This window comes from Roseomonas sp. CCTCC AB2023176 (genome assembly GCF_042259275.1).
GTDB lineage: Bacteria > Pseudomonadota > Alphaproteobacteria > Acetobacterales > Acetobacteraceae > Roseomonas.
The window spans coordinates 950,778-968,199 of record NZ_CP170086.1; the positions used below are offsets into that span (position 1 = coordinate 950,778).

A 17,422-nucleotide genomic window follows, 5' to 3' on the forward strand; every position below is an offset into this window, starting at 1 on the left:
CGGGGGAGACACGTCGCCGCGATGGACGTCGCGCCGGAGGCGGCTGCCGTCTCGACGAACCCCTTCCGCTCGCCCTCCTTCCGCCGGCTTTGGGCGGTGGGCGGCATCGCCAACACGATGCGCTGGCTGGAGCTGCTGGCGGCCGGGCTCTTCGTCTACGGCATGACGGGGTCGGGGCTGGCGGTCGCTGCCGTCGCGGCGGCGCGCTCGCTGCCGCTGCTGTGCTTCGGCGCCTTCGCCGGCGTGCTGTCGGACGCGGTGGACCGCAGGCGGGTCCTGGTCAGCGGGATGGGGCTGAGCGCGGCAGCGTCGCTCTCAGTCTGTCTTCTTGCGACGGCAGGGGTCGTGCGGCCCTGGCACCTTGCGGCGGCGGCCTTCGTCAGCGGGTCGGTCTGGGCGACGGAGATGGCGACGCGGCGGCGCATGGTCGGGGAATCCGCCGGCGTCGCGCTGATGCCGCGGGCCATTGCCTGGGACAGCCTGACGAACTCGCTCGCGCGGATGGTCGGGCCGCTGATCGGCGCGGGGCTCTACGCCTGGGTGGGGCTTGCGGGGGCCTTCGCGATCTCGGCCGCCTCCTACGCAGCGGCGGCCTGGCTGGTGACGGGCGTCGCGCACCGGCAGGAGGTGCGTCCGCTGGTCCTCTCGCGCGTGGCGCGGGACCTGCGGGACAGCCTGGCTTATGCGCGGGGCCAGCCGGCGGTGCTGGCGGTGCTCGGCGTCACCGCCTCGATGAACCTCTTCGCCTTCTCCTACTCCGCTCTCGTGGCGCCGCTGGCGCGGACGACTTTCGGCGTTCCCGATGCCGCGGCTGGATTCCTCGCGGCGGGGGAGCCGCTGGGGTCGGTCCTCGGCGGGCTGGTGCTGGCGCGCTGGACGCCGCCCTGGAACCCGATCCGGCTGATGATCGGAGGCTCGGCGCTCTTCGTACTGTCGCTGGCGCTGATGCCGCTGATGCCGGGCTATGCGGGGGCCTGCCTCGTGCTCGTGCTCGGCGGGCTGGGGCTTGCTCTGTTCGGCAACGTGCAGACGACGCTCGTCCTCTCCGGCGTGCCGGCGCCACTGCGGTCACGGCAACTCGGGCTGATCACCGTCTGCATCGGCTTCGGGCCGATGGGGCAGGTTCTGATCGGGGTGCTGGCGGCCTCATTCGGGTCGGGGACGGCGGTCGTGATCAGCGCGGCGGCGGGGCTGGCGGCGCTGGCGGCGGTGGGCCTGGCCTATGCCCGCGGCACCCGTCCCCGGGGCCGCTGAGGCGAGCGGGGCGGGCAGCGCTCCGGGCCGCGCGCCCGACCTGGCATGTCAGGCGCTGACCGGCGGCGTCGCGTCGCTCGCGTGCAGTGCCGTCAGGACGGCTTCAACGACCTGCGCGAGGCCGGTTGGCTTCGAGAGAATGGCCTCCGGCCGCACCCCGAGGGCGCGGAGGTCCGTCGCGTCCTTCGGCGTCATGTAGCCGCTCAGGACGATGACGGGCATGCGCGATGACCGCTGCCAGAGAGCCCGGACGAGGTCCACGCCGCCGAGCCTGGGCATGCGGATATCCGTCAGCAGGAGGTCGAAGCGCTGCCGGCCCAGGCGGTCCAGCGCGTCCAGGCCGTCGCGGGCGAGCGTCGCCCGCAGGCCCGCTTCCTCCATCGCTTCCAGCAGGAGGAGCGCGATCGCCTCCTCGTCCTCGGCGATGAGGAGGTGAGGCGGCCGGTGGGGGCAGGGGGTCACGGGCCGGCAGGGGGTCAGCGCCTGAAGCACCGGTCTCAGTTCCGATCGAGAGGCGGGGATGACATCGGGACGATACCGCACCGGACCGACCTGCCCTCCTCACATCTCTCTCAGGAAGGCGCGATCCCCCTGGCGTTCCCGGCCCCGTCCGGGTCGGGCGGGCCCGCCGCCGGGGGAGCTTGCGGAAGCGATCCGGCCGTGTTCCCGATGCGGTGGCCCCCTCGGGAGGATGCGAACCGACCAATGCCCGGACTGAATCGCTGCGCGAGCCGCCCGGGCTGATGCGCGTCCTCCTCGTCCATCCCAATTTCCCGGGCCAGACCCTCCACATCATGCGGGCGCTGGCGGCGCGGAAGGGCGTCCAGGTCGTCGGCATCGGGGCGCGGGACTATCCCGTGCCGCCGAACGTCGCGCTGCACCGCTACCAGGTCCCGGACCCGCCGAGCGCCGCGACGGGCCATGCGCGGTCCTTTGAGGCCGCGGTCGCGCGGGCCGACCGAGTCGCGCGGATCGCGCTGGACCTGCGGCGCGGCGGCTTCACGCCCGACGTGATCTGGAGCCATATCGGCTGGGGCGACACGATCTTCCTGAAGGACGTGTTCAACGCCTCGCCGCTGCTGCTCTACGCCGAGTTCTTCTACAGCGCCGTCGGCGCCGACGTGGGCTACGAGCCGGGGAAGCCCGCGACCGTGCAGGACGCGATCCGCGTGCGTGCGATGAACGGGCCGCTGCTGTCCTCGATGCACGCCTCGGACTGGGGGATCGTGCCGACGCGGTTCCAGCGCGACCGCTTCCCCGAATGGTACAAGGCGCGGCTGTCGCTGGTCCACGAAGGCGTGGACACCGCGGCCTGCAGGCCCCATCCCGCGGCGCGCTTCGTGCTGCCGGACGGCACCGTGCTGCATCCCGGCGACGAGGTGGTGACCTACGTCGCGCGGAACCTCGAGCCCTATCGCGGCTTCCCGACCTTCATGCGGGCGCTGCCGGCCCTGCTGGAGGCGCGGCCGAAGGTCCGCGTCGTGATCGTCGGCGGGAACGAGGCGGGATATGGCCGCCGGCCGCCCGATCATCCCAACTGGCAGGAGGCGTTGCTGGCGGAGGTCGGGCCGCTCGACCCGTCGCGCGTGTTCTTCCTCGGGCGGATCCCGCATCCCGACCTGCACGACCTGTTCCGGGTCAGCGCGGCGCACGTGTACCTGACCGTGCCCTTCGTCCTGTCCTGGAGCGTGCTGGAAGCCATGGCGATCGGCGCGCTCGTCGTCGGCTCCACGACGCCGCCGGTGCAGGAGGTGATCCAGGACGGCAAGAACGGGCTGCTGACCGACCTGTTCGACCACGCCGCGCTCGCGAAGCGGCTGATCGCGGTGCTGGAGCGCCCGGCGGACTACGCTCCGATACGGCAGCGCGCGCGGCAGACGGTGGTGGAACGCTACGACCTCGCCCGGGTCTGCCTGCCGCGGCAACTCGCCGTGCTCGACGCGCTGGCGCAGAGGAAGCGGCCGGCGACCTACGCCTAGTTCCGCCTCACGTCGGCCGTCGCCGGCATCGGTGGCTCCGGATCAGCGCCCGATTCGGGTACCCCGGCACCAATCGCGCCGGCACCAATCGCGCCGGCACCAATCGCGCCGGCACCAATCGCGCCGGCACCAATCGCGCCGGCACCGGGGACGCTCAGATGGACCGCCGTCCAAGGGCGGGTCCGCCCCTGCTGGAAGGCATCCACGAAGGTCGGCGCTCGTCCCGCCCGGGCCACCAGAAGCCGGCCTCAGGTCTGCGACCGGCCCACACCCGCGAGCAGGGTCGCGAGCGTCGAGCCGGGCGCAGGGGCGAAGGCCGGCAGCGGCGCCGTGCCCTCCGCGGCGGTAGCCACGGGCGGTGCGGACGGGGCCGCAGGCACAGCCGCCGGGACAGCCGCGGGGGTAGGGACGGGCGTGGGCGCGGGGACGGGCGCAGGGGCGGGTGCCGCCGGCCTGGCGACGGCGGCCGGCGCCGGGGCAGGGGCAGGGGCAGGCCGGACCGGACGGGCGGCCGCCTGTGCATCCGGCGCCGCGGGCCGCGCCGGGACCTCCCGGGCGGGAGCCTCGCGGACCGGCCGGGCGGCTGCGGGCTGGCCGGCCGACTCCCGGAGCATGCGGAGCGTCGCCGCCGCCGTCCGGGCCTCCTCGAGGAAGGCATCGAGGGAGCGCAGGGCGCGGAACCGCTCCGCCGTCACCGCCTCGGACATGGCGGGGACACCGGCGAGGGAAGGCCGCAGCTCGCCCAGCTCCGTGAGCGCCCGATCCAGGGCCTCGACCGCCGCCGCGGCCTCCGTCCGGATGGCCGCAAGGGCTTCCGCCACCGGCGGTTCGCCGCGGGCACCCGCCTCCGTCGCGGTGAAGCGGGCGGCGGCCGAGACGCCCGCGCGCAGCCCGTCGCGGCTCGTCGCGGTTCCCGCCCGCAGGCGCTCGGCAAAGGCGGCGACGTCCGAGGCGAGCCGGCCGGCGATCGGCTCCATCCGCTGCTGCGGCGGCCGTCCGCCGGTGTCCGCGTCGAGTTCCGCCAGTTCCGCGCTGCGCGAGGCGAGGGATGCGTCGAAGGCCCGGGCGGCCTCGCTCAGTTCCACGACGGTGCGGACCACCGCGCGGAAGCCGCCCTCGACGGCGGTGCGGGCGCCGTGCGCCGCGGCCTCGTCCCGTGCCCGGCGGGGCGACGGCGCGGCGGCGCGGCGCGGGTCGGAGAGGCGCGCGCGCCAGGTCTCCGTCGCCCGCGACAGGGCGAGGCGGAAGAGGTCCGCGAAGCCTTCCGGCTCCGCGAAGGTCAGGGCCGCGGCGTCGCCGACCGCGGCGCGGAGCGCCTGCACGCGGCCGAGTTCGGCGGGGTCGATCCGGCTCGGCGGCACCGGCGCGTCCTTGAAGCAGAAAAGGGCGGAGACGTCCTCCGGCGCCGCGGCGGCGCGGGCGCGCGCCGCCTCGAACTCCTCGGGCGAGCCGGAGCCGGCACGCTGGCCGGGCCGGCCGAAGCGGTGCCCGATCAGGCCGACGAAGATGTCGCAGGCTGCGGCGGCGTCGCCGTCGAGCAGGTCGAGGCGCAGCCCGGCGTCGCGGCCGGTTGTCCGGTTGAGCTCCGCGACGACCCCCTCGAGCAAGGCGCGCTCCTCGTCGAGGTCGGCGGGGGCGGCGACGAAGACGCCGAGTACGTGTTCGCTACGGGCCATGGATTCCTCGGGCGGGGACGGTCGCGGAGACGCCTAGCGTGGCACTCGGTACGCCCGCAACATGGCCCCGCGCGGGTTCGGGCGTGGCGGTGCCGTCGGCGCCATCGCGATGCCTGCCGGCCACGCCGGCGGCCGTGCTACGCGGGCCCGAATGCGCGGACCCGAATGCGCGGAGGAGAACGCGCGGAGGAGAACGACCATGCCCGCTGCCACGAGCCGCCGCGCCCTGCTGGCGGCGCCGGCCCTTCTGCCGGCGCCGGGGGCCTCGGCGCAGGGCCCGTCGCCCTTCACGCGGCCGGTGCGCGTCGTCGTGCCCTTCCCGCCGGGGAGCACGCCGGACGTGTCGGCGCGGGCGGCCGCCGCGCATTTCGCGGCCGCCTTCGGGCAGCCCTTCGTCGCGGAGAACAGGCCCGGCGCGGGCGGCACGATCGGCGTGGACGGGGTGGCGAAGAGCACGGACGGCCACACGATCGGCGTGACGATCAGCAGCGGGCTGACGACGGCGAAGGCGCTCTACCCCGCCCTGCCCTACGATCCCGCGCGGGACGTCGCGCCGGTGTCGCTGCTCGTGCGTGCGGCGAACCTGCTGGTGGTGCGGGACGACCTGCCGGCGCGGGACGTGGCGGCTTTCGTCGAGCTCTCGCGGCGGCAGCCGCTGACCTACGGCAGCACGGGCAACGGCTCGGCGAGCCACATGGCGATGGAGATGCTGAAGGCGCGGACCCTGGGCGAGCAGGGGGGCGGGAACCTGACCCACGTCACCTACCGCGGCTTCCCGCAGCTTGCACCGGACCTGATCGGCGGGCGTGTGGACGCGACCTTCGCCATCGCCGCGGCCTTCCTGCCGCTGATCCGGGAGGGGAAGGTGCGGGCGCTGGCCGCCACCGCGGCGTCGCGCATCCCGCAGGCGCCGGCGGTCCCGACGATGGCCGAAGCCGGCTTCCCCGGCCTCGAATCCTTCGCCTGGATCGGGCTGATCGCGCCGGCCGCCATGCCCGCGGCGACGCGGGAGGCGCTGGAGCGGGAGGCGCGGCGCGGGATGGCCGTGCCGGAGACGCGCGCGACGCTCGAACGCGCGGGGTTCGAGGTGGTGGGCGGCAGCGCGGCGGAGTTCCGGGATTGGGCGGAGCGCGAGACGCGGGAATGGGGCGAGCTCATCGCCCGACTGGGGATCCAGGCGGATGGCTGAGGCGGGGTTCCGATCCCTCGCCGAGGTGCGGGCGGAGATCGACCGGCTGGACCGCGAACTGATGCCGCTTATCGCGGCGCGGGGGCGGGCCGTGCTGTCGGCGGCGCGGTTCAAGGCGGACATCGCGGAGGTGCCGGCTCCGGAGCGCTTGGAGCAGGTGGTGCGCAACGTCCTGCGCCTCGCGGCGGAGCACGGCGCCATCCCCTCGGTCGTCGAGGCGACCTGGCGAGCGATGATCGCGGCCTTCATCGCCGCGGAGGCGGAGGAGCACCGGCGGCTCCACCCGCCTGCCGGGACGCCGCGTCAGGAATAGCCCTTGGCGTTGCCGCGTTCCTCCGCGGCCTCCTCCTGCGTGTCGGCGCCGCGGGCGGCCTGCGGGGTCTGGGCATCGTCGGCGGGGCCGATGGCGTCGGCGGTCGGGCCGCGATCGTTCGCGGCGGGCCCGCGCGGGGGCTGCCGGGCCGCGGCGCCTTCGTCGGCGGGACGGAAATCGAACTCGCCGCCCTCGCTCTGCCAGGTCTGGACGGTCAGGACCTTCGCGCCGCCGCGGCTCTCATGCGGGCCGTGCACCACGCCCTTGGCGTGGGTGAGGAAGGCACCGGCGCCGAGCGTCTCGCCGCGCTCGATCAGGTCGCCTTCCAGGACGTAGTGCATCTCGCTCCCCGCGTCGTGGTAATGCGCGGGGATTCGGCCGCCCGCAGGCAGATGGACGATGGAGGTGACGACGCCGCGGGCGCGGTCCTCGTTCAGGATCTGGATGCGGAACGCGCCCTCCGCGCCGGGGATCTCGAAGGGCACCGCGTCCCCGGGGCCTGCCATCCGCAGGCCTTCGCCGTCCGCCATCCTCGCCTCCCGTTCGTGACCCGCGCGGAACGCGGCCCGGGACGCGGGAGTTGCCCGGCCGCAATGTCAGCGAGGCGACAGACCCGCCCCGACCATGCTTTGATCGCAGCCCAGACGAACGGACATCCGCCTTGGACGGCTCGGCCGGCATAGCCCTGACGACTGCTACGTCGCGCCCCGCCCCCGGCAACGCCGTGGGGGCGCGGCCGGAGCTGGCCCGCGCGCTCGGGGCCCTGGCGGCGGCCATCGGCGTCGTGGCAGCGATGGGCTGGGCGCTGGGCCGGGGGAGTTCGCCTCGGGGCTGCCGAACCTCGCGGCGATGCAGCCCTGGACGGCGGTGTCGGTGATCCTCGCCGGGGCGGCGCTGTGGTTCCTCGCGGCGGGGCGGCGCGCCGGTGCGCTGCCGGCCCTCGGCGTCCTCCTCATCGCCGCGGGGGCGCTGTTCCAGCACGCGACGGGGCGCGACCTCGGGGTGGACACGCTGCTGTTCGGGGAGGCGGTGATCGCGGCGCCGCCGCGGCACGGCCCCTATCCCGGGCGCATCTCGATCGGCACGGCGACGAGCTTCGCCCTGCTCGGCGCCGCCTTGCTCGGGCTGGCCGTGGCGCGGGGACATGGCGGCCGCGCCGCGGCGGCGGGCCTCGCGCTCGCGGCGGCGCTGCCGCCCGCCTTCGCGCTGCTGGGCTACGCGGCGGGGCTCGATCCCTTCCAGCACGGGGTGCTGCGGCGATGGGCTATGTCGCTGCCGACGGCGGTTGCCATCGGCGCAGGCGCCGTCGGGACCCTCTCCCTCGCCTGGCCGCGCTGGCGCGCCCGCACCGCGCGGTGGTCGCAGGCGATGCTGGTGCTGGGCGTGCTGCTGCCGGCGCTGGGGCTCGCCGGGGCGCTCGCGATGCGGCTCGCGGTCGCGGAGCGCGCGCGCCTGGAGGACCAGGCGGCCAGTGCGGCGGCCGACCTCGCGGCCCTCGTCGCGCGGGAGTTCACCCTCCAGCGCGGCCGGTTGCAGGCGCTCGCGGCCAGCCCGGCCCTGGCGGAAGGGGATCTCCGCGCCTTCCACGCCCTGGCATCGGGGATGCAGGCGGCAACCGGCACGCACGTGCTGCTGGTGGACGCGGCGGGGCGGCACGTCCTGAACACCCGGCTGCCGCCGGATTCGCCGTCGCTTCCCGGGCCGCCGACCTCCGCGGCCTTCCGGGCGCTGGAGGCCGTGCCGGGCGCCGGGATGGTCGTCTCGGACGTCGTGCGCGGGGCAGTGACGAACCGCGCCGTCGTGAACGTCGCGGTCCTCGCCTCGCTCCGCGGGGAACCGGCCGCCCTCGTCGCGATCGGGGAGGTGGCGGGGCCGTGGACGGAGGCGATCGACCGCTTCGGGGCGCGGTTGCCGGCGGGCTGGGTCGTGACCCTGGCCGACGGGGCGGGGACCATCGTCGCGCGCTATCCGGAGCCGGCGCGCTTCGTCGGAACCCCGCTGGTGAACCCCTTCGCGGAACGGCTCCGCGCCGAGCTGGTCGATCCGGCGGCCGAGGGCGGCTGGATCCGGGACGCCGCGACCCGCGACGGCCAGGTGCTGCACGTGGCCTGGGACCGTGTGGCGCCGGAGGCGCCTCGCTGGACCGCGCTGATCGGCATCCCCGACGCCGCGATCACGACCCCGCTGCGGCGGGCGATGGCTCCGCTGCTGCTGGGCGGCGGCGTCCTCGTCACCGTCGGGATCGCGCTGGCGCTGCGGCGCGCGCGGCGGCTGGCCGCGCCGCTGGAGCGCCTGGCGATCGCGGGGCCCGCGGGCGCGGCGAACCTGCCGCCTTCGGGGATCGCGGAGGTGGACCGTCTCGCCGCTTCGCTCGCGGCATCCGAGGCGGCGCGGGGAGCGGAGGAGGCGCGCCGGACCCTGCTGTCGCGGGAGGTGGACCACCGCGCGAAGAACGTGCTGGCGATCGTCGGCTCCATCCTGCGGCTGACGCGGGCGCCGGACGTGCCGACCTACATCGCGGCGGCCGAGCAGCGGATCGCGGCGCTGGCCCGCACGCACACGCTTCTCGCGCGCGACGGATGGACGGGCGCCGGGCTGCGCACGATCCTGGAGGAGGAGCTGGCGCCCTACGATCCGGGCCGCATCCTGCTGGAAGGGCCGGCGGTCGCGCTGACGCCGGGCGTGGCGCAGCCGCTCTCCATGGCGCTGCATGAACTCGCGACGAACGCGGCGAAGCACGGGGCGCTTTCCGTGCCCGAGGGACGGCTGCGCGTGGCCTGGACGGTGGTGCCGGACCTGGGTGACCTCTCCCTGTGGTGGGAGGAAACGGGTGGGCCGCCGGTCGAGAGCGTGCCCGGGCGGCGCGGCTTCGGCTCCGGCGTGCTGGAGGCGACGGTGCGGCGCCAGATCGGCGGCGCGCTGCGGCTGGACTGGCTGCCCACGGGGCTGGTCTGCGGGATCACGCTGCCGGCGGATGGGTTCGTCCGCGCGTCGTGACGCGTCAGGCCGCGCGCAGGTGTTCCTGCAGGCGCGGCATGAGTTCCACGAGGTTGCACGGGCGGAAGCGCGAATCGAGCTGGTGGACGAGGATATCGTCCCAGGCGTCCTTGCAGGCCCCAGTGCTGCCGGGCAGCGCGAAGAGGTAGGTGCCGCCCGCGACGCCGCCGATGGCGCGCGACTGGATCGTGGAGGTGCCGATCTTCGCGTAGGACAGCATCCGGAAGAGTTCGCCGAAGCCGGGGATCTGCTTCTCCAGCACGCGGTCGAAGGCCTCAGGCGTCACGTCGCGGCCCGTGATGCCGGTGCCGCCCGTCGTGATGACGCAGTCCACGGCGGGGTCGGCGATCCAGCGGCGCAGCAGGGCCTCGATGGCCGGGGCGTCGTCCCGCACGATCTCCCGCGCCGCGACGCGGTGGCCGGCGGCCGCGATGCGCTGGACCAGCGTGTCGCCGGAGCGGTCGGTCGAGAGGTCGCGCGTGTCGCTGACCGTCAGGACGGCGATGTTCACGGGAAGGAAGGTGCGGCTCTCGTCGATGGGCATGGCGGTCTCCTCGGGGCGCCATATAGGGCGTTTCGCCCGCCGAGGGAGCGCACGGCTTCCCGGGGCGGTTCGGGCGTGCGACGGTCGCAAGGCTGGCGAGCAGGGAGTCCGCGCATGTCCAGGCTGGTGAACATCCTCGGCCTCCTCGCCTTCGTGCTCGGCGCGGCACTGCTGGGCTACGCGCTGTACCTGCTGCTGGCTGGGGTGCTGGGCTTCAACCCCTGGGGGAACGGCGCGCCGCAGGTCGCGATGAACACGCTGATCGGGCTGGCCCTGGCGGCCCTGGTCTGCCTGGCGCTCGGGTGGCTGCTGGCGCGCGCCTCCGTGCGGATGGAGCTGCGGCGGACCGTCACGGTGTCCGCGCCGGGGCACTGATCCCCGTCGGGTGGCAGTGCCCCGACGTCGGACGGCGGGCGTGCATCAGCCGATGCGGGCGAGCGTCGGCCCGTGCAGCTTGAAGGAGGGGGCGAACTTCCGGCCCCGGTCGTAGGTGCGGAAGGCGTCGAGGCGGATGCGGCATTCGACGAACTCGTCCACTTCCCAGAACATCGTCCAGGTGTCGTCGCCCTGCCCCGCGAGGATCGGGGCGGATGGCGCGGCTTCGTCCGGATGGGTCCCATCCGGGGTCGCGTCGATCAGGCGGCGGAACCGGCCGGCGCGGCGGGCGGTGTGGGCGCCGGAGCGCATGAGGTCGGCCGCCGGCGATCCCTGGGGCAGCGCCGCGCGGGAGACGGTGGGGAAGATGAAGACCTGCGCGCCGGGGCGGATGACCGGCGCGTCCTCCGTCACCCAGGTCCAGAGCGGGGCTGAATCGGTGCCGAAGGCGGCGACCTGCCGCGCCGGGCCGCCGAGCGGGATGGCGGCCAGGTGCAGCGCGGGCACGGGGCAGAGCAGGGCGATTTCGGGCGCCGCCCCGTAGGGCCACATCGGACTGGCCCCTTCAGCTCCGCATGTCGGAGACGACGCGCTGCGCCTGCTCACCGAGGCCGGCGATGCCGAGGCGCATCGTCTCACCGCCTTTGAGGTAGATCGGCGACGGCTTCTTGCCCATGCCCACGCCGGGCGGCGTGCCGGTCGTGATGATGTCGCCGGGATGCAGCGTGATGAAGTGGGAGACGTAGGAGACGAGCTGCCGCACGTCGAAGATCATCGTGCGCGTGGAACCGTCCTGCATGCGCTGGCCATCCACGTCGAGGAACATCGCGAGGTCCTGCGGGTCGGGGATCTCGTCCTTCGTGACGAGGTAGGGGCCGAGGGGGCCGAAGGTGTCGGCGCCCTTCCCCTTGTCCCAGGTGCCGCCGCGCTCGATCTGCCACTCGCGTTCGGAGACGTCGTTGCAAATGGTATAGCCCGCGACGTGGTCCATCGCGGCGTTCGCCGGCACCTTCTTGGCATAGGTGCCGATGATGACGGCGAGCTCGACCTCCCAGTCCGTCTTGTGGCTTCCCTCGGGGATGACGACGTCGTCGTTCGGGCCGCCCAGCGTGTTGAGCGACTTGAGGAAGATGATGGGTTCCTTCGGGATCGCGGCGCCTGTTTCCGCGGCGTGGTCGGCGTAGTTCAGGCCGATCGCGATGAAGTTGCGCGGGTTGGCAGTGGGTGCGCCGAGGCGGGTGCCGGCGGGGACTTCGGGCAGGGTGGAGGCATCGAGGGCGGCGAGTTTCGCGAGGGTGTTGGGGGAGAAGGCGTCGCCGGTGAGGTCGGGGATCATGCCGGCGAGGGAGCGGATGGTGCCGTTCGCGTCCATCATCCCCGGCTTCTCGGCCCCGGGCGGTCCGTAGCGCAGCAGTTTCATCGGTCGATTCCTCGTGGTTCCGCGCGCCGCGCGGTCATCGCAAATGGATGGGCGGGTGGATGGGCCATGTCCGGGGCGGCCTGACGTGCCGCGAGGACTTCGACGGTTTCCTGGACCGAAAGCAGGCAGCGCTGCAACTCGTCCAGGCGCGCCTCGATTCGGGCCGCGGCGAGGCGCGTGGTCACGTCGCGCGCCTTGGCGAGATCCGCAGCAACCTTGATCAGGCCGAGGCCGAGCGAGGCCGGGCCCGCGACGCTCGCGACGCGGAGCACCCAGGGCTGCGCGCTCATCGTGTCCGTCAGGTTCAGGAAGCAGGCCCAGACCGAGACGCCGATCAGGAAGGCGCCCATCGTCATGGGCGCGCCGAGCAGCAGGGTGTCGCGGGTGAGCACGCCGGGGCTGCTCCTCAGAGCGTCCAGCCCCCGTCTATCACGATCGCCTGGCCCGTGACGAAGGCCGCCTCGTCCGAGGCGAGCCAGACGGCGAGGGCCGCGATCTCCTCCGGGCTGCCGAGGCGGCCCATGGCCTGGCGCGCGACGAAGGCCGTGCGGGCGGCCTCCACGCTTCCGGCCTGCGCGGCGTTGGCGGCGATGCGGTCGCCGAGGGAAGGCGTGTCCACGGTGCCCGGGCAGATCGCGTTGCAGCGGAGGCCGTTGGTCACGTGGTCGGCGGCCACCGACTTCGTCATGCCGATGATCGCGGCCTTCGTCGCGCCGTAGACGAAGCGGTTCGGCGCGCCTTTGATGGAGCCGGCGGCGGAGGCCATGTTGATGACAGAGCCGCCGCGTTCGAGCATCCCGGGAAGTGCCGCCTGCGTCACCTTCCACATCGCCCGCACGTTCAGCGTGAAGGCGAAGTCCCAGTCCTGGTCGGTGCACGTGATCGCGGTGTTCTGGTGCACGAAGCCCGCGCAGTTGAAGAGGATGTCGAGCGGGCCGGCCGCAGCGACGGCGGACGTGACGGCCTTGTCGTCCGTCACGTCGAGGGCGTGGACCTCGATCCCCTCGGCCGAGAGGGGGCCGACCTTCCCGCCGTCGAGGTCCGTCGCGACGACGCGCGCACCTTCCCGCGCGAAGGCCAGCGCCGTCGCGCGGCCGATGCCCTGCCCCGCGGCGGTGACGAAGGCGCGCTTGCCCTGGAGGCGTCCGGTCATCAGATCGTCCTAGTGGTTGTGCCGCGGCTCGCCGCGCGTCTCGATGATGTTGAGGAACATCGTCGCGGGTTCCAGGCAGAAGCCGGTGCCGAGCTGGCCGACCATGCTGCGCTGGATCTCCTGCCACGGCGTCTGGCTCGGCGGGATGTTCGGCTTCCACGCCGCGCGGCGTGCTTCGAGTTCCTCGGCCGGGATCATCACGTCCACGCGGCGGGTGTTGAGATCGAGGCGGATCGGGTCGCCGGACTTCAGCAGCGCGAGGCCGCCGCCGATCGCGGCTTCCGGCGAGATATTAAGGATGGAGGGGGAGGCGGATGTGCCGCTCTGCCGCCCGTCGCCCATCGTCGGCAGGTACTCGATGCCCTGCTTCAACAGCGCGGAGGGCGGGCGCATGTTCACCACCTCCGGCGCGCCGGGATAGCCGATCGGGCCGACGTTGCGGATCACCAGGATCGTGCGCTCGTCGATGCCGAGGGAGGGGTCGTCGATGCGGTGGTGATAGTCCTCCGGCCCCTCGAAGACGACGACCTTGCCCTCGAAGACGTTGACGGGGTCGGAAAGGTAGCGGGCGCGGAAGGCATCGTCGATGACACTGACCTTCATTACCGCGTTGTCGAAGATGTTGCCGGTCAGCACGGCGTAGCCCGCGTGCTTCTTCATCGGCTCCGCATAGGCGCGGATCACCTCGCGGTCCGGCGCGTCAAGCTTCGTCAGGTTCTCGGCCATCGTCTTGCCCGTGACGGTCATGACGCCGCCGCGCAGTTCGCCGGCCTCCATCAGTTCGCGCATGACGGCGGGGACGCCGCCGGCGCGGTAGAAGGCCTCGCCGAGGAAGCGGCCGGCGGGCTGGCAATCCACCAGCAGGGGGATGTCGTGGCCCACGCGCTGCCAGTCATCCACCGTCAGGTCCACGCCCATGTGGCGGGCGATGGCGATGAGGTGCGGGACGCAGTTGGACGATGCGCCGATCGCGGATGCCACGAGGATCGCGTTCTCGAAAGCCGCCTTCGTCATGACGTCGGAGGGGCGTAGGTTCTCATGGACCATCGCGACGATGCGTTGGCCCGTCAGGTGCGCCATCTGGCCGCGCTGGCGGTAGGCGGCGGGGATCGCGGCGTTGCCGGTCAGCGACATGCCCAGCGCTTCCGCCAGGCTGTTCATGGACAGCGCCGTGCCCATGGTGTTGCAGTGGCCGACGGAGGTTGCGGAGGACGCGACGAGGTCCATGAACTCGTCGTAGTTGATTTCGCCGGCCGCGTGCCGGCGACGGGCTTCCCAGATGATGGTGCCGGAGCCCGTCAGGCGGCCACCGAAATGCCCGTCGAGCATCGGCCCGCCGGAGAGAACGATGGCCGGGATGTTGACGGTGGCGCACCCCATGAGCAGGGCGGGCGTCGTCTTGTCGCAGCCCGTCGTCAGCACGACGCCGTCGATGGGATAGCCGTGCAGGACCTCCACGAGCGACAGGTATTGCAGGTTGCGATCCAGCGCGGCGGTCGGGCGCTTGCCGGTTTCCTGGATGGGGTGGACGGGGAACTCCATGGGCACGCCGCCAGCGTCGCGGATGCCGTCGCGGACGCGCTTCGCGAGTTCGATATGGTGCCGGTTGCAGGGGGCGATGTCGCTGCCGGTCTGTGCGATGCCGATGATGGGACGGCCCGATTGCAGTTCGGCCCGCGTCATCCCGTAGTTCAGAAAGCGTTCGGTGTAGAGCGCCGTGAGGTCGGGGTATTCCGCATCGTCGAACCACGCCTGGCTTCGCAGGCGGCGCTTCCCACCGTTGGACATCGCGTTTTCCTCGCTAGGTCGGGGGAAAGTCGTCCCGGGCGGCGCGGGATGTCAACGTCGCGTGCAGGTCATTGCAGGCGCACGCCGGTCGCCTGGACGACCTCACGCCAGCGTGTCGTCTCGGCGCGCAGCATGCGCGCGAAGGCGTCCGGACCCTCGGCCCGCGCGGCGATGCCGAGGGCGCGGAAGCGGTCCGCCACCTCAGGGGTCGCGACGGCGTCGCGTACCGCCGGGGCCAGCCGGTCCACGACGCCGGGCGGGACGTTCGCGGGGGCGAGGAGACCGAACCAGGACTCGACGACGAGGTCGAGCCCGTCCTCCCGGAAGGTCGGGACGTCGGGCAGGGCGGGGAGGCGTTCCTCGGCGAGCACGCCGAGGGCGCGGATCTGGCCGTCCCGGATCAACTGCGCGCCGGAGGCGATGGTCGCGAAGAAGGCCTGGACCTGGCCCGCCGCGAGGTCCGTCAACGCCGGCGCGGCACCGCGATACGGCACGTGGGTCAGTTTCGCGCCGGTCAGGAGTTGGAGCCGTTCGGCCGTCAGGTGCGACGACGTGCCGATCCCGGCGGAGGCGTAGGCGAAGCGCTCGGGCTGGGCCTTCGCGGCGTCCAGGAAGGCCCGCGGCGTACGGGCAGAGACAGAGGGATGCACGAACAGGATCTGCGGCGTCGCTGCGACGAGCGTCACCGGCGTGAAGTCGGCGATGGCGTCGTAGGGCATGCGTTCCTGCAGGGCAGGCAGGATGCCATGCGGCGTGTCGGCCAGAAGCAGAGTGTGGCCGTCGGGCGCGGCGCGGGCGACGGCCTCCGTGCCGAGCATGGATCCCGCGCCGGCGCGGTTCTCGACAACGAAAGCCTGGCCGAGGGAGGGCTGCAGGCGGGCGGCGACCAGACGCGCGACGACATCCGAAGAGCCGCCGGCGGCATAGGGCACGACCACGCGCACGGTGCGGGACGGGTACGGCGCACCCTGCGCCTTGGCGTCCCGTCCCGCAATCGCCGCGGCGCCCGCGAGGGCAAGGCTCCGGCGCCCGATGACCACCATGCCCGGCCTCCCCTGCCCTGGGGGAGGCTAGGGCGGGTCGCGCGGCCCCGCAACGAGCGGCTGCGGGTCAGACGCGCCGGGAGTCCGCGGCCGACGGCTTTGCCCCGTCCGGGCGTGCCGCGGGCGGGTTGACGACGGAGGCAACGAGCGCGACCGCGGCCAACGCGGCCAGCGGCACCGCCCACCATTGCATCGGGATGAAGAACAGGCGGTGCGACGGGCGCAGGATCAAGCGCTCGCCGGTCCTCGCGTCGATCAACTCGCGACCCGGCTGGTCGTTGAGCCGCTTCCCGACCCACCAGACCGCCGCTGCCGCCGCAAGAAGCCCGAGCACGAGGCTCAGCCCCAGCCAGCGCCCGCCGGCGATGCCGGCGAGCAGCGCGTTGCCCGCCAGCAGCACCGGCACGCCGGCCAGGAGCGCGACGAGGGGCGCGAGGATGCCCCAACCACTCCAGATGATCACGCCGAAACCTTCCCCTTGTTGCGCGCGCCCAACGCGGCGCGGGCGGCGCGGGATGCGTCGCGTCCGTCGCGCGCGGGGCAACGCGGCGCGCGAGCGGATCTGCGCAAGGCGGAAGCGCTTGGAATGGTGAATCTGCTCCTCGAACGGCGACCCAGGTTCAGGACTCACGACAAGAACAGGACGACCGCGGCGAAGGGGCAAAACCCTCGCCATCGACGCGCGAGACAGATGCGACACGGCCAGACATGACGGAAGGTCCGGATCCGTCGCATAGCCGACCGGAGAGAGCGGCACTTGGCGGACCAGCGGTGCAAGTCATCGCCACCGTCGCTGTGCGCGGTGGACCGCTCAGTCAGCCGCCCGCGAGGCGGCTACATGAGACGTGCTGGACTTGATGTCCGGCCAGGAAAGGACGCCTATCATGGGGACGTACAGTCACGATTGGGACTGCGGGCCGCTTTCCGCATCAGTTACCGTCGCAAGCGCCATGACGATCATCACCTCCCGGCCCAACGATATATTTCCATTCAAGGTTGGGCATCCGGTCCCGGCGTCGCGCATCACGGTGGGTGCCAAGATCGACCTGATGAACACGATCGGTCCGGGCAACCTGGGACTTGGACCAGATCCGGTGGAGGTCACTGCGGTCACGTCGACGTCCTTCACTTTCCTGACGCTCGCGGGGCACCACAGAGGAGTCGGACAAACGATCAGGTTCGACACGAGCAGCAGCGGCGGGCACCTGAGATTGTCGCAGAGCGGCACCTTCAACTCTTTTGATCCCAGGCAATACGCTTACAACACGGGCGCGGCTGGTGCCTGGGCCTTGCAAGCTCACAATCTGCGCGTCGCCGTTGGAACGGTTGGCCATTCCAGTCTCGATACGGCGGAGAAGGCGCTGGACGCTGTCGTGAGGCCAATCTTTCTGAACGTCTTTCCCTGAGGGTCGGGGCTCACGACCGGAACAGGGTGCCCGCGGCGAGGAAGCAAGCGGAGACGAACAGGTCCGGGCAGCGGTCGTAGCGCATGGACATGCGCCGCCGGTCCCTGAGGCGCCCGAAGGTGTTCTCGATCCGGTGGCGCTGATCGCCGGGCGTGATGTCCAGCGGGATGGCGACCTAGATCGTCCGTCCCGCCCCCGCCACCAACGGGCGGGGTGAGCCATGACCAGCACCCCACAGCAACCCTTCGCGGGTCCTGACCCCAGATCCGTTGTGCCGACGACATT

18 protein-coding genes are annotated in these 17,422 nt (G+C 73.1%); 7 read left to right on the plus strand and 11 right to left on the minus strand.

Going from position 1 to position 17,422, the window contains the following annotated elements; genetic code table 11:
* Positions 1 to 21 precede the first annotated feature (21 nt).
* Positions 22 to 1,254 (plus strand): MFS transporter, encoded by a 1,233-nt coding sequence (locus tag ACE7GA_RS04810; protein ID WP_376096397.1) that lies wholly within the window; start codon positions 22 to 24, stop codon positions 1,252 to 1,254.
* 48 nt (positions 1,255 to 1,302) lie between these two features.
* Here ACE7GA_RS04810 and ACE7GA_RS04815 read toward each other — a convergent pair whose 3' ends face one another.
* Positions 1,303 to 1,716: a response regulator gene (locus tag ACE7GA_RS04815; protein ID WP_376096400.1), complete on the minus strand. Its 414-nt coding sequence runs from the start codon at positions 1,714 to 1,716 to the stop codon at positions 1,303 to 1,305.
* A 281-nt stretch (positions 1,717 to 1,997) separates the two neighbouring features.
* On the opposite strand from ACE7GA_RS04815, the gene ACE7GA_RS04820 reads away from it, so the two are divergent.
* The gene (locus ACE7GA_RS04820) at positions 1,998 to 3,233 is read left to right on the plus strand and encodes a glycosyltransferase (protein WP_376096403.1); all 1,236 of its coding nucleotides are present in this window, start codon (positions 1,998 to 2,000) and stop codon (positions 3,231 to 3,233) included.
* 248 nt (positions 3,234 to 3,481) lie between these two features.
* Here ACE7GA_RS04820 and ACE7GA_RS04825 read toward each other — a convergent pair whose 3' ends face one another.
* Positions 3,482 to 4,909, minus strand: a complete 1,428-nt coding sequence (locus ACE7GA_RS04825) for a hypothetical protein (RefSeq protein WP_376096407.1) — start codon at positions 4,907 to 4,909, stop codon at positions 3,482 to 3,484.
* Between the two features lie 199 nt (positions 4,910 to 5,108).
* Between ACE7GA_RS04825 and ACE7GA_RS04830 the strand changes: the two genes are divergently transcribed.
* On the plus strand, positions 5,109 to 6,098 hold the full coding sequence (locus ACE7GA_RS04830) for a Bug family tripartite tricarboxylate transporter substrate binding protein (protein ID WP_376096410.1): 990 nt from the start codon (positions 5,109 to 5,111) through the stop codon (positions 6,096 to 6,098).
* Complete coding sequence (locus tag ACE7GA_RS04835) at positions 6,091 to 6,411, plus strand: chorismate mutase (RefSeq protein ID WP_376096413.1); 321 nt, start codon at positions 6,091 to 6,093, stop codon at positions 6,409 to 6,411. The genes ACE7GA_RS04830 and ACE7GA_RS04835 overlap by 8 nt, the downstream gene beginning before the upstream one ends.
* Here the strand turns inward: ACE7GA_RS04835 and ACE7GA_RS04840 are convergent.
* Positions 6,402 to 6,941 carry a cupin domain-containing protein gene (locus tag ACE7GA_RS04840; protein ID WP_376096416.1) on the minus strand — a complete coding sequence of 180 codons (540 nt, stop codon included), beginning with the start codon at positions 6,939 to 6,941 and terminating at the stop codon, positions 6,402 to 6,404. The two genes, ACE7GA_RS04835 and ACE7GA_RS04840, sit on opposite strands and share 10 nt — an antisense overlap.
* A 319-nt stretch (positions 6,942 to 7,260) precedes the next feature.
* Here ACE7GA_RS04840 and ACE7GA_RS04845 point away from each other — a divergent pair, with 319 nt between their 5' ends.
* Positions 7,261 to 9,408, plus strand: coding sequence for an HWE histidine kinase domain-containing protein (locus ACE7GA_RS04845; RefSeq protein ID WP_376096419.1), 2,148 nt, complete (start codon positions 7,261 to 7,263; stop codon positions 9,406 to 9,408).
* Between the two features lie 4 nt (positions 9,409 to 9,412).
* On the opposite strand, the gene moaB is transcribed toward ACE7GA_RS04845, so the two are convergent.
* Positions 9,413 to 9,952 carry a molybdenum cofactor biosynthesis protein B gene (gene moaB, locus ACE7GA_RS04850; RefSeq protein ID WP_376096422.1) on the minus strand — a complete coding sequence of 180 codons (540 nt, stop codon included), beginning with the start codon at positions 9,950 to 9,952 and terminating at the stop codon, positions 9,413 to 9,415.
* Positions 9,953 to 10,066: 114 nt separating this feature from the next.
* On the opposite strand from moaB, the gene ACE7GA_RS04855 reads away from it, so the two are divergent.
* A complete protein-coding gene (locus ACE7GA_RS04855; protein ID WP_376096425.1) occupies positions 10,067 to 10,327 on the plus strand; it encodes a hypothetical protein in 261 nt (86 codons plus the stop codon).
* A 45-nt stretch (positions 10,328 to 10,372) separates the two neighbouring features.
* On the opposite strand, the gene ACE7GA_RS04860 is transcribed toward ACE7GA_RS04855, so the two are convergent.
* The 7 genes from ACE7GA_RS04860 to ACE7GA_RS04890 form a co-directional block, all read right to left on the minus strand.
* Entirely contained in the window at positions 10,373 to 10,879 is a 507-nt protein-coding gene (locus ACE7GA_RS04860; RefSeq protein WP_376096428.1) for a hypothetical protein, read from the minus strand.
* A gap of 13 nt (positions 10,880 to 10,892) precedes the next feature.
* Positions 10,893 to 11,747 carry a fumarylacetoacetate hydrolase family protein gene (locus ACE7GA_RS04865; protein WP_376096431.1) on the minus strand — a complete coding sequence of 285 codons (855 nt, stop codon included), beginning with the start codon at positions 11,745 to 11,747 and terminating at the stop codon, positions 10,893 to 10,895.
* A complete protein-coding gene (locus ACE7GA_RS04870) occupies positions 11,744 to 12,139 on the minus strand; it encodes a hypothetical protein (protein ID WP_376096434.1) in 396 nt (131 codons plus the stop codon). Before ACE7GA_RS04870 ends, ACE7GA_RS04865 begins: the two co-directional genes overlap by 4 nt.
* Before the next feature lie 14 nt (positions 12,140 to 12,153).
* Positions 12,154 to 12,900 carry an SDR family oxidoreductase gene (locus tag ACE7GA_RS04875; RefSeq protein ID WP_376096437.1) on the minus strand — a complete coding sequence of 249 codons (747 nt, stop codon included), beginning with the start codon at positions 12,898 to 12,900 and terminating at the stop codon, positions 12,154 to 12,156.
* A gap of 9 nt (positions 12,901 to 12,909) precedes the next feature.
* Positions 12,910 to 14,688 (minus strand): IlvD/Edd family dehydratase, encoded by a 1,779-nt coding sequence (locus tag ACE7GA_RS04880; protein WP_376096440.1) that lies wholly within the window; start codon positions 14,686 to 14,688, stop codon positions 12,910 to 12,912.
* Between the two features lie 68 nt (positions 14,689 to 14,756).
* Positions 14,757 to 15,731: a Bug family tripartite tricarboxylate transporter substrate binding protein gene (locus tag ACE7GA_RS04885; protein ID WP_376096443.1), complete on the minus strand. Its 975-nt coding sequence runs from the start codon at positions 15,729 to 15,731 to the stop codon at positions 14,757 to 14,759.
* Positions 15,732 to 15,798: 67 nt separating this feature from the next.
* The gene (locus tag ACE7GA_RS04890) at positions 15,799 to 16,194 is read right to left on the minus strand and encodes a hypothetical protein (protein WP_376096446.1); all 396 of its coding nucleotides are present in this window, start codon (positions 16,192 to 16,194) and stop codon (positions 15,799 to 15,801) included.
* Positions 16,195 to 16,681: 487 nt separating this feature from the next.
* On the opposite strand from ACE7GA_RS04890, the gene ACE7GA_RS04895 reads away from it, so the two are divergent.
* Positions 16,682 to 17,137 carry a hypothetical protein gene (locus ACE7GA_RS04895; protein ID WP_376096449.1) on the plus strand — a complete coding sequence of 152 codons (456 nt, stop codon included), beginning with the start codon at positions 16,682 to 16,684 and terminating at the stop codon, positions 17,135 to 17,137.
* The last annotated feature ends 285 nt before the right edge of the window (positions 17,138 to 17,422 follow it).

Coding starts and splice junctions, on each gene's coding strand:
- ACE7GA_RS04835 (WP_376096413.1), top strand. CDS start 6,091: ATGGCTGAGGCGGGGTTCCGATCCCTCGCCGAGGTGCGGGCGGAGATC.
- ACE7GA_RS04840 (WP_376096416.1), bottom strand. CDS start 6,941: ATGGCGGACGGCGAAGGCCTGCGGATGGCAGGCCCCGGGGACGCGGTG.
- ACE7GA_RS04825 (WP_376096407.1), bottom strand. CDS start 4,909: ATGGCCCGTAGCGAACACGTACTCGGCGTCTTCGTCGCCGCCCCCGCC.
- ACE7GA_RS04860 (WP_376096428.1), bottom strand. CDS start 10,879: ATGTGGCCCTACGGGGCGGCGCCCGAAATCGCCCTGCTCTGCCCCGTG.
- ACE7GA_RS04820 (WP_376096403.1), top strand. CDS start 1,998: ATGCGCGTCCTCCTCGTCCATCCCAATTTCCCGGGCCAGACCCTCCAC.
- ACE7GA_RS04885 (WP_376096443.1), bottom strand. CDS start 15,731: ATGGTGGTCATCGGGCGCCGGAGCCTTGCCCTCGCGGGCGCCGCGGCG.
- ACE7GA_RS04810 (WP_376096397.1), top strand. CDS start 22: ATGGACGTCGCGCCGGAGGCGGCTGCCGTCTCGACGAACCCCTTCCGC.
- ACE7GA_RS04865 (WP_376096431.1), bottom strand. CDS start 11,747: ATGAAACTGCTGCGCTACGGACCGCCCGGGGCCGAGAAGCCGGGGATG.
- ACE7GA_RS04845 (WP_376096419.1), top strand. CDS start 7,261: ATGCAGCCCTGGACGGCGGTGTCGGTGATCCTCGCCGGGGCGGCGCTG.
- ACE7GA_RS04875 (WP_376096437.1), bottom strand. CDS start 12,900: ATGACCGGACGCCTCCAGGGCAAGCGCGCCTTCGTCACCGCCGCGGGG.
- ACE7GA_RS04855 (WP_376096425.1), top strand. CDS start 10,067: ATGTCCAGGCTGGTGAACATCCTCGGCCTCCTCGCCTTCGTGCTCGGC.
- ACE7GA_RS04895 (WP_376096449.1), top strand. CDS start 16,682: ATGACGATCATCACCTCCCGGCCCAACGATATATTTCCATTCAAGGTT.
- ACE7GA_RS04830 (WP_376096410.1), top strand. CDS start 5,109: ATGCCCGCTGCCACGAGCCGCCGCGCCCTGCTGGCGGCGCCGGCCCTT.
- ACE7GA_RS04880 (WP_376096440.1), bottom strand. CDS start 14,688: ATGTCCAACGGTGGGAAGCGCCGCCTGCGAAGCCAGGCGTGGTTCGAC.
- moaB (WP_376096422.1), bottom strand. CDS start 9,952: ATGCCCATCGACGAGAGCCGCACCTTCCTTCCCGTGAACATCGCCGTC.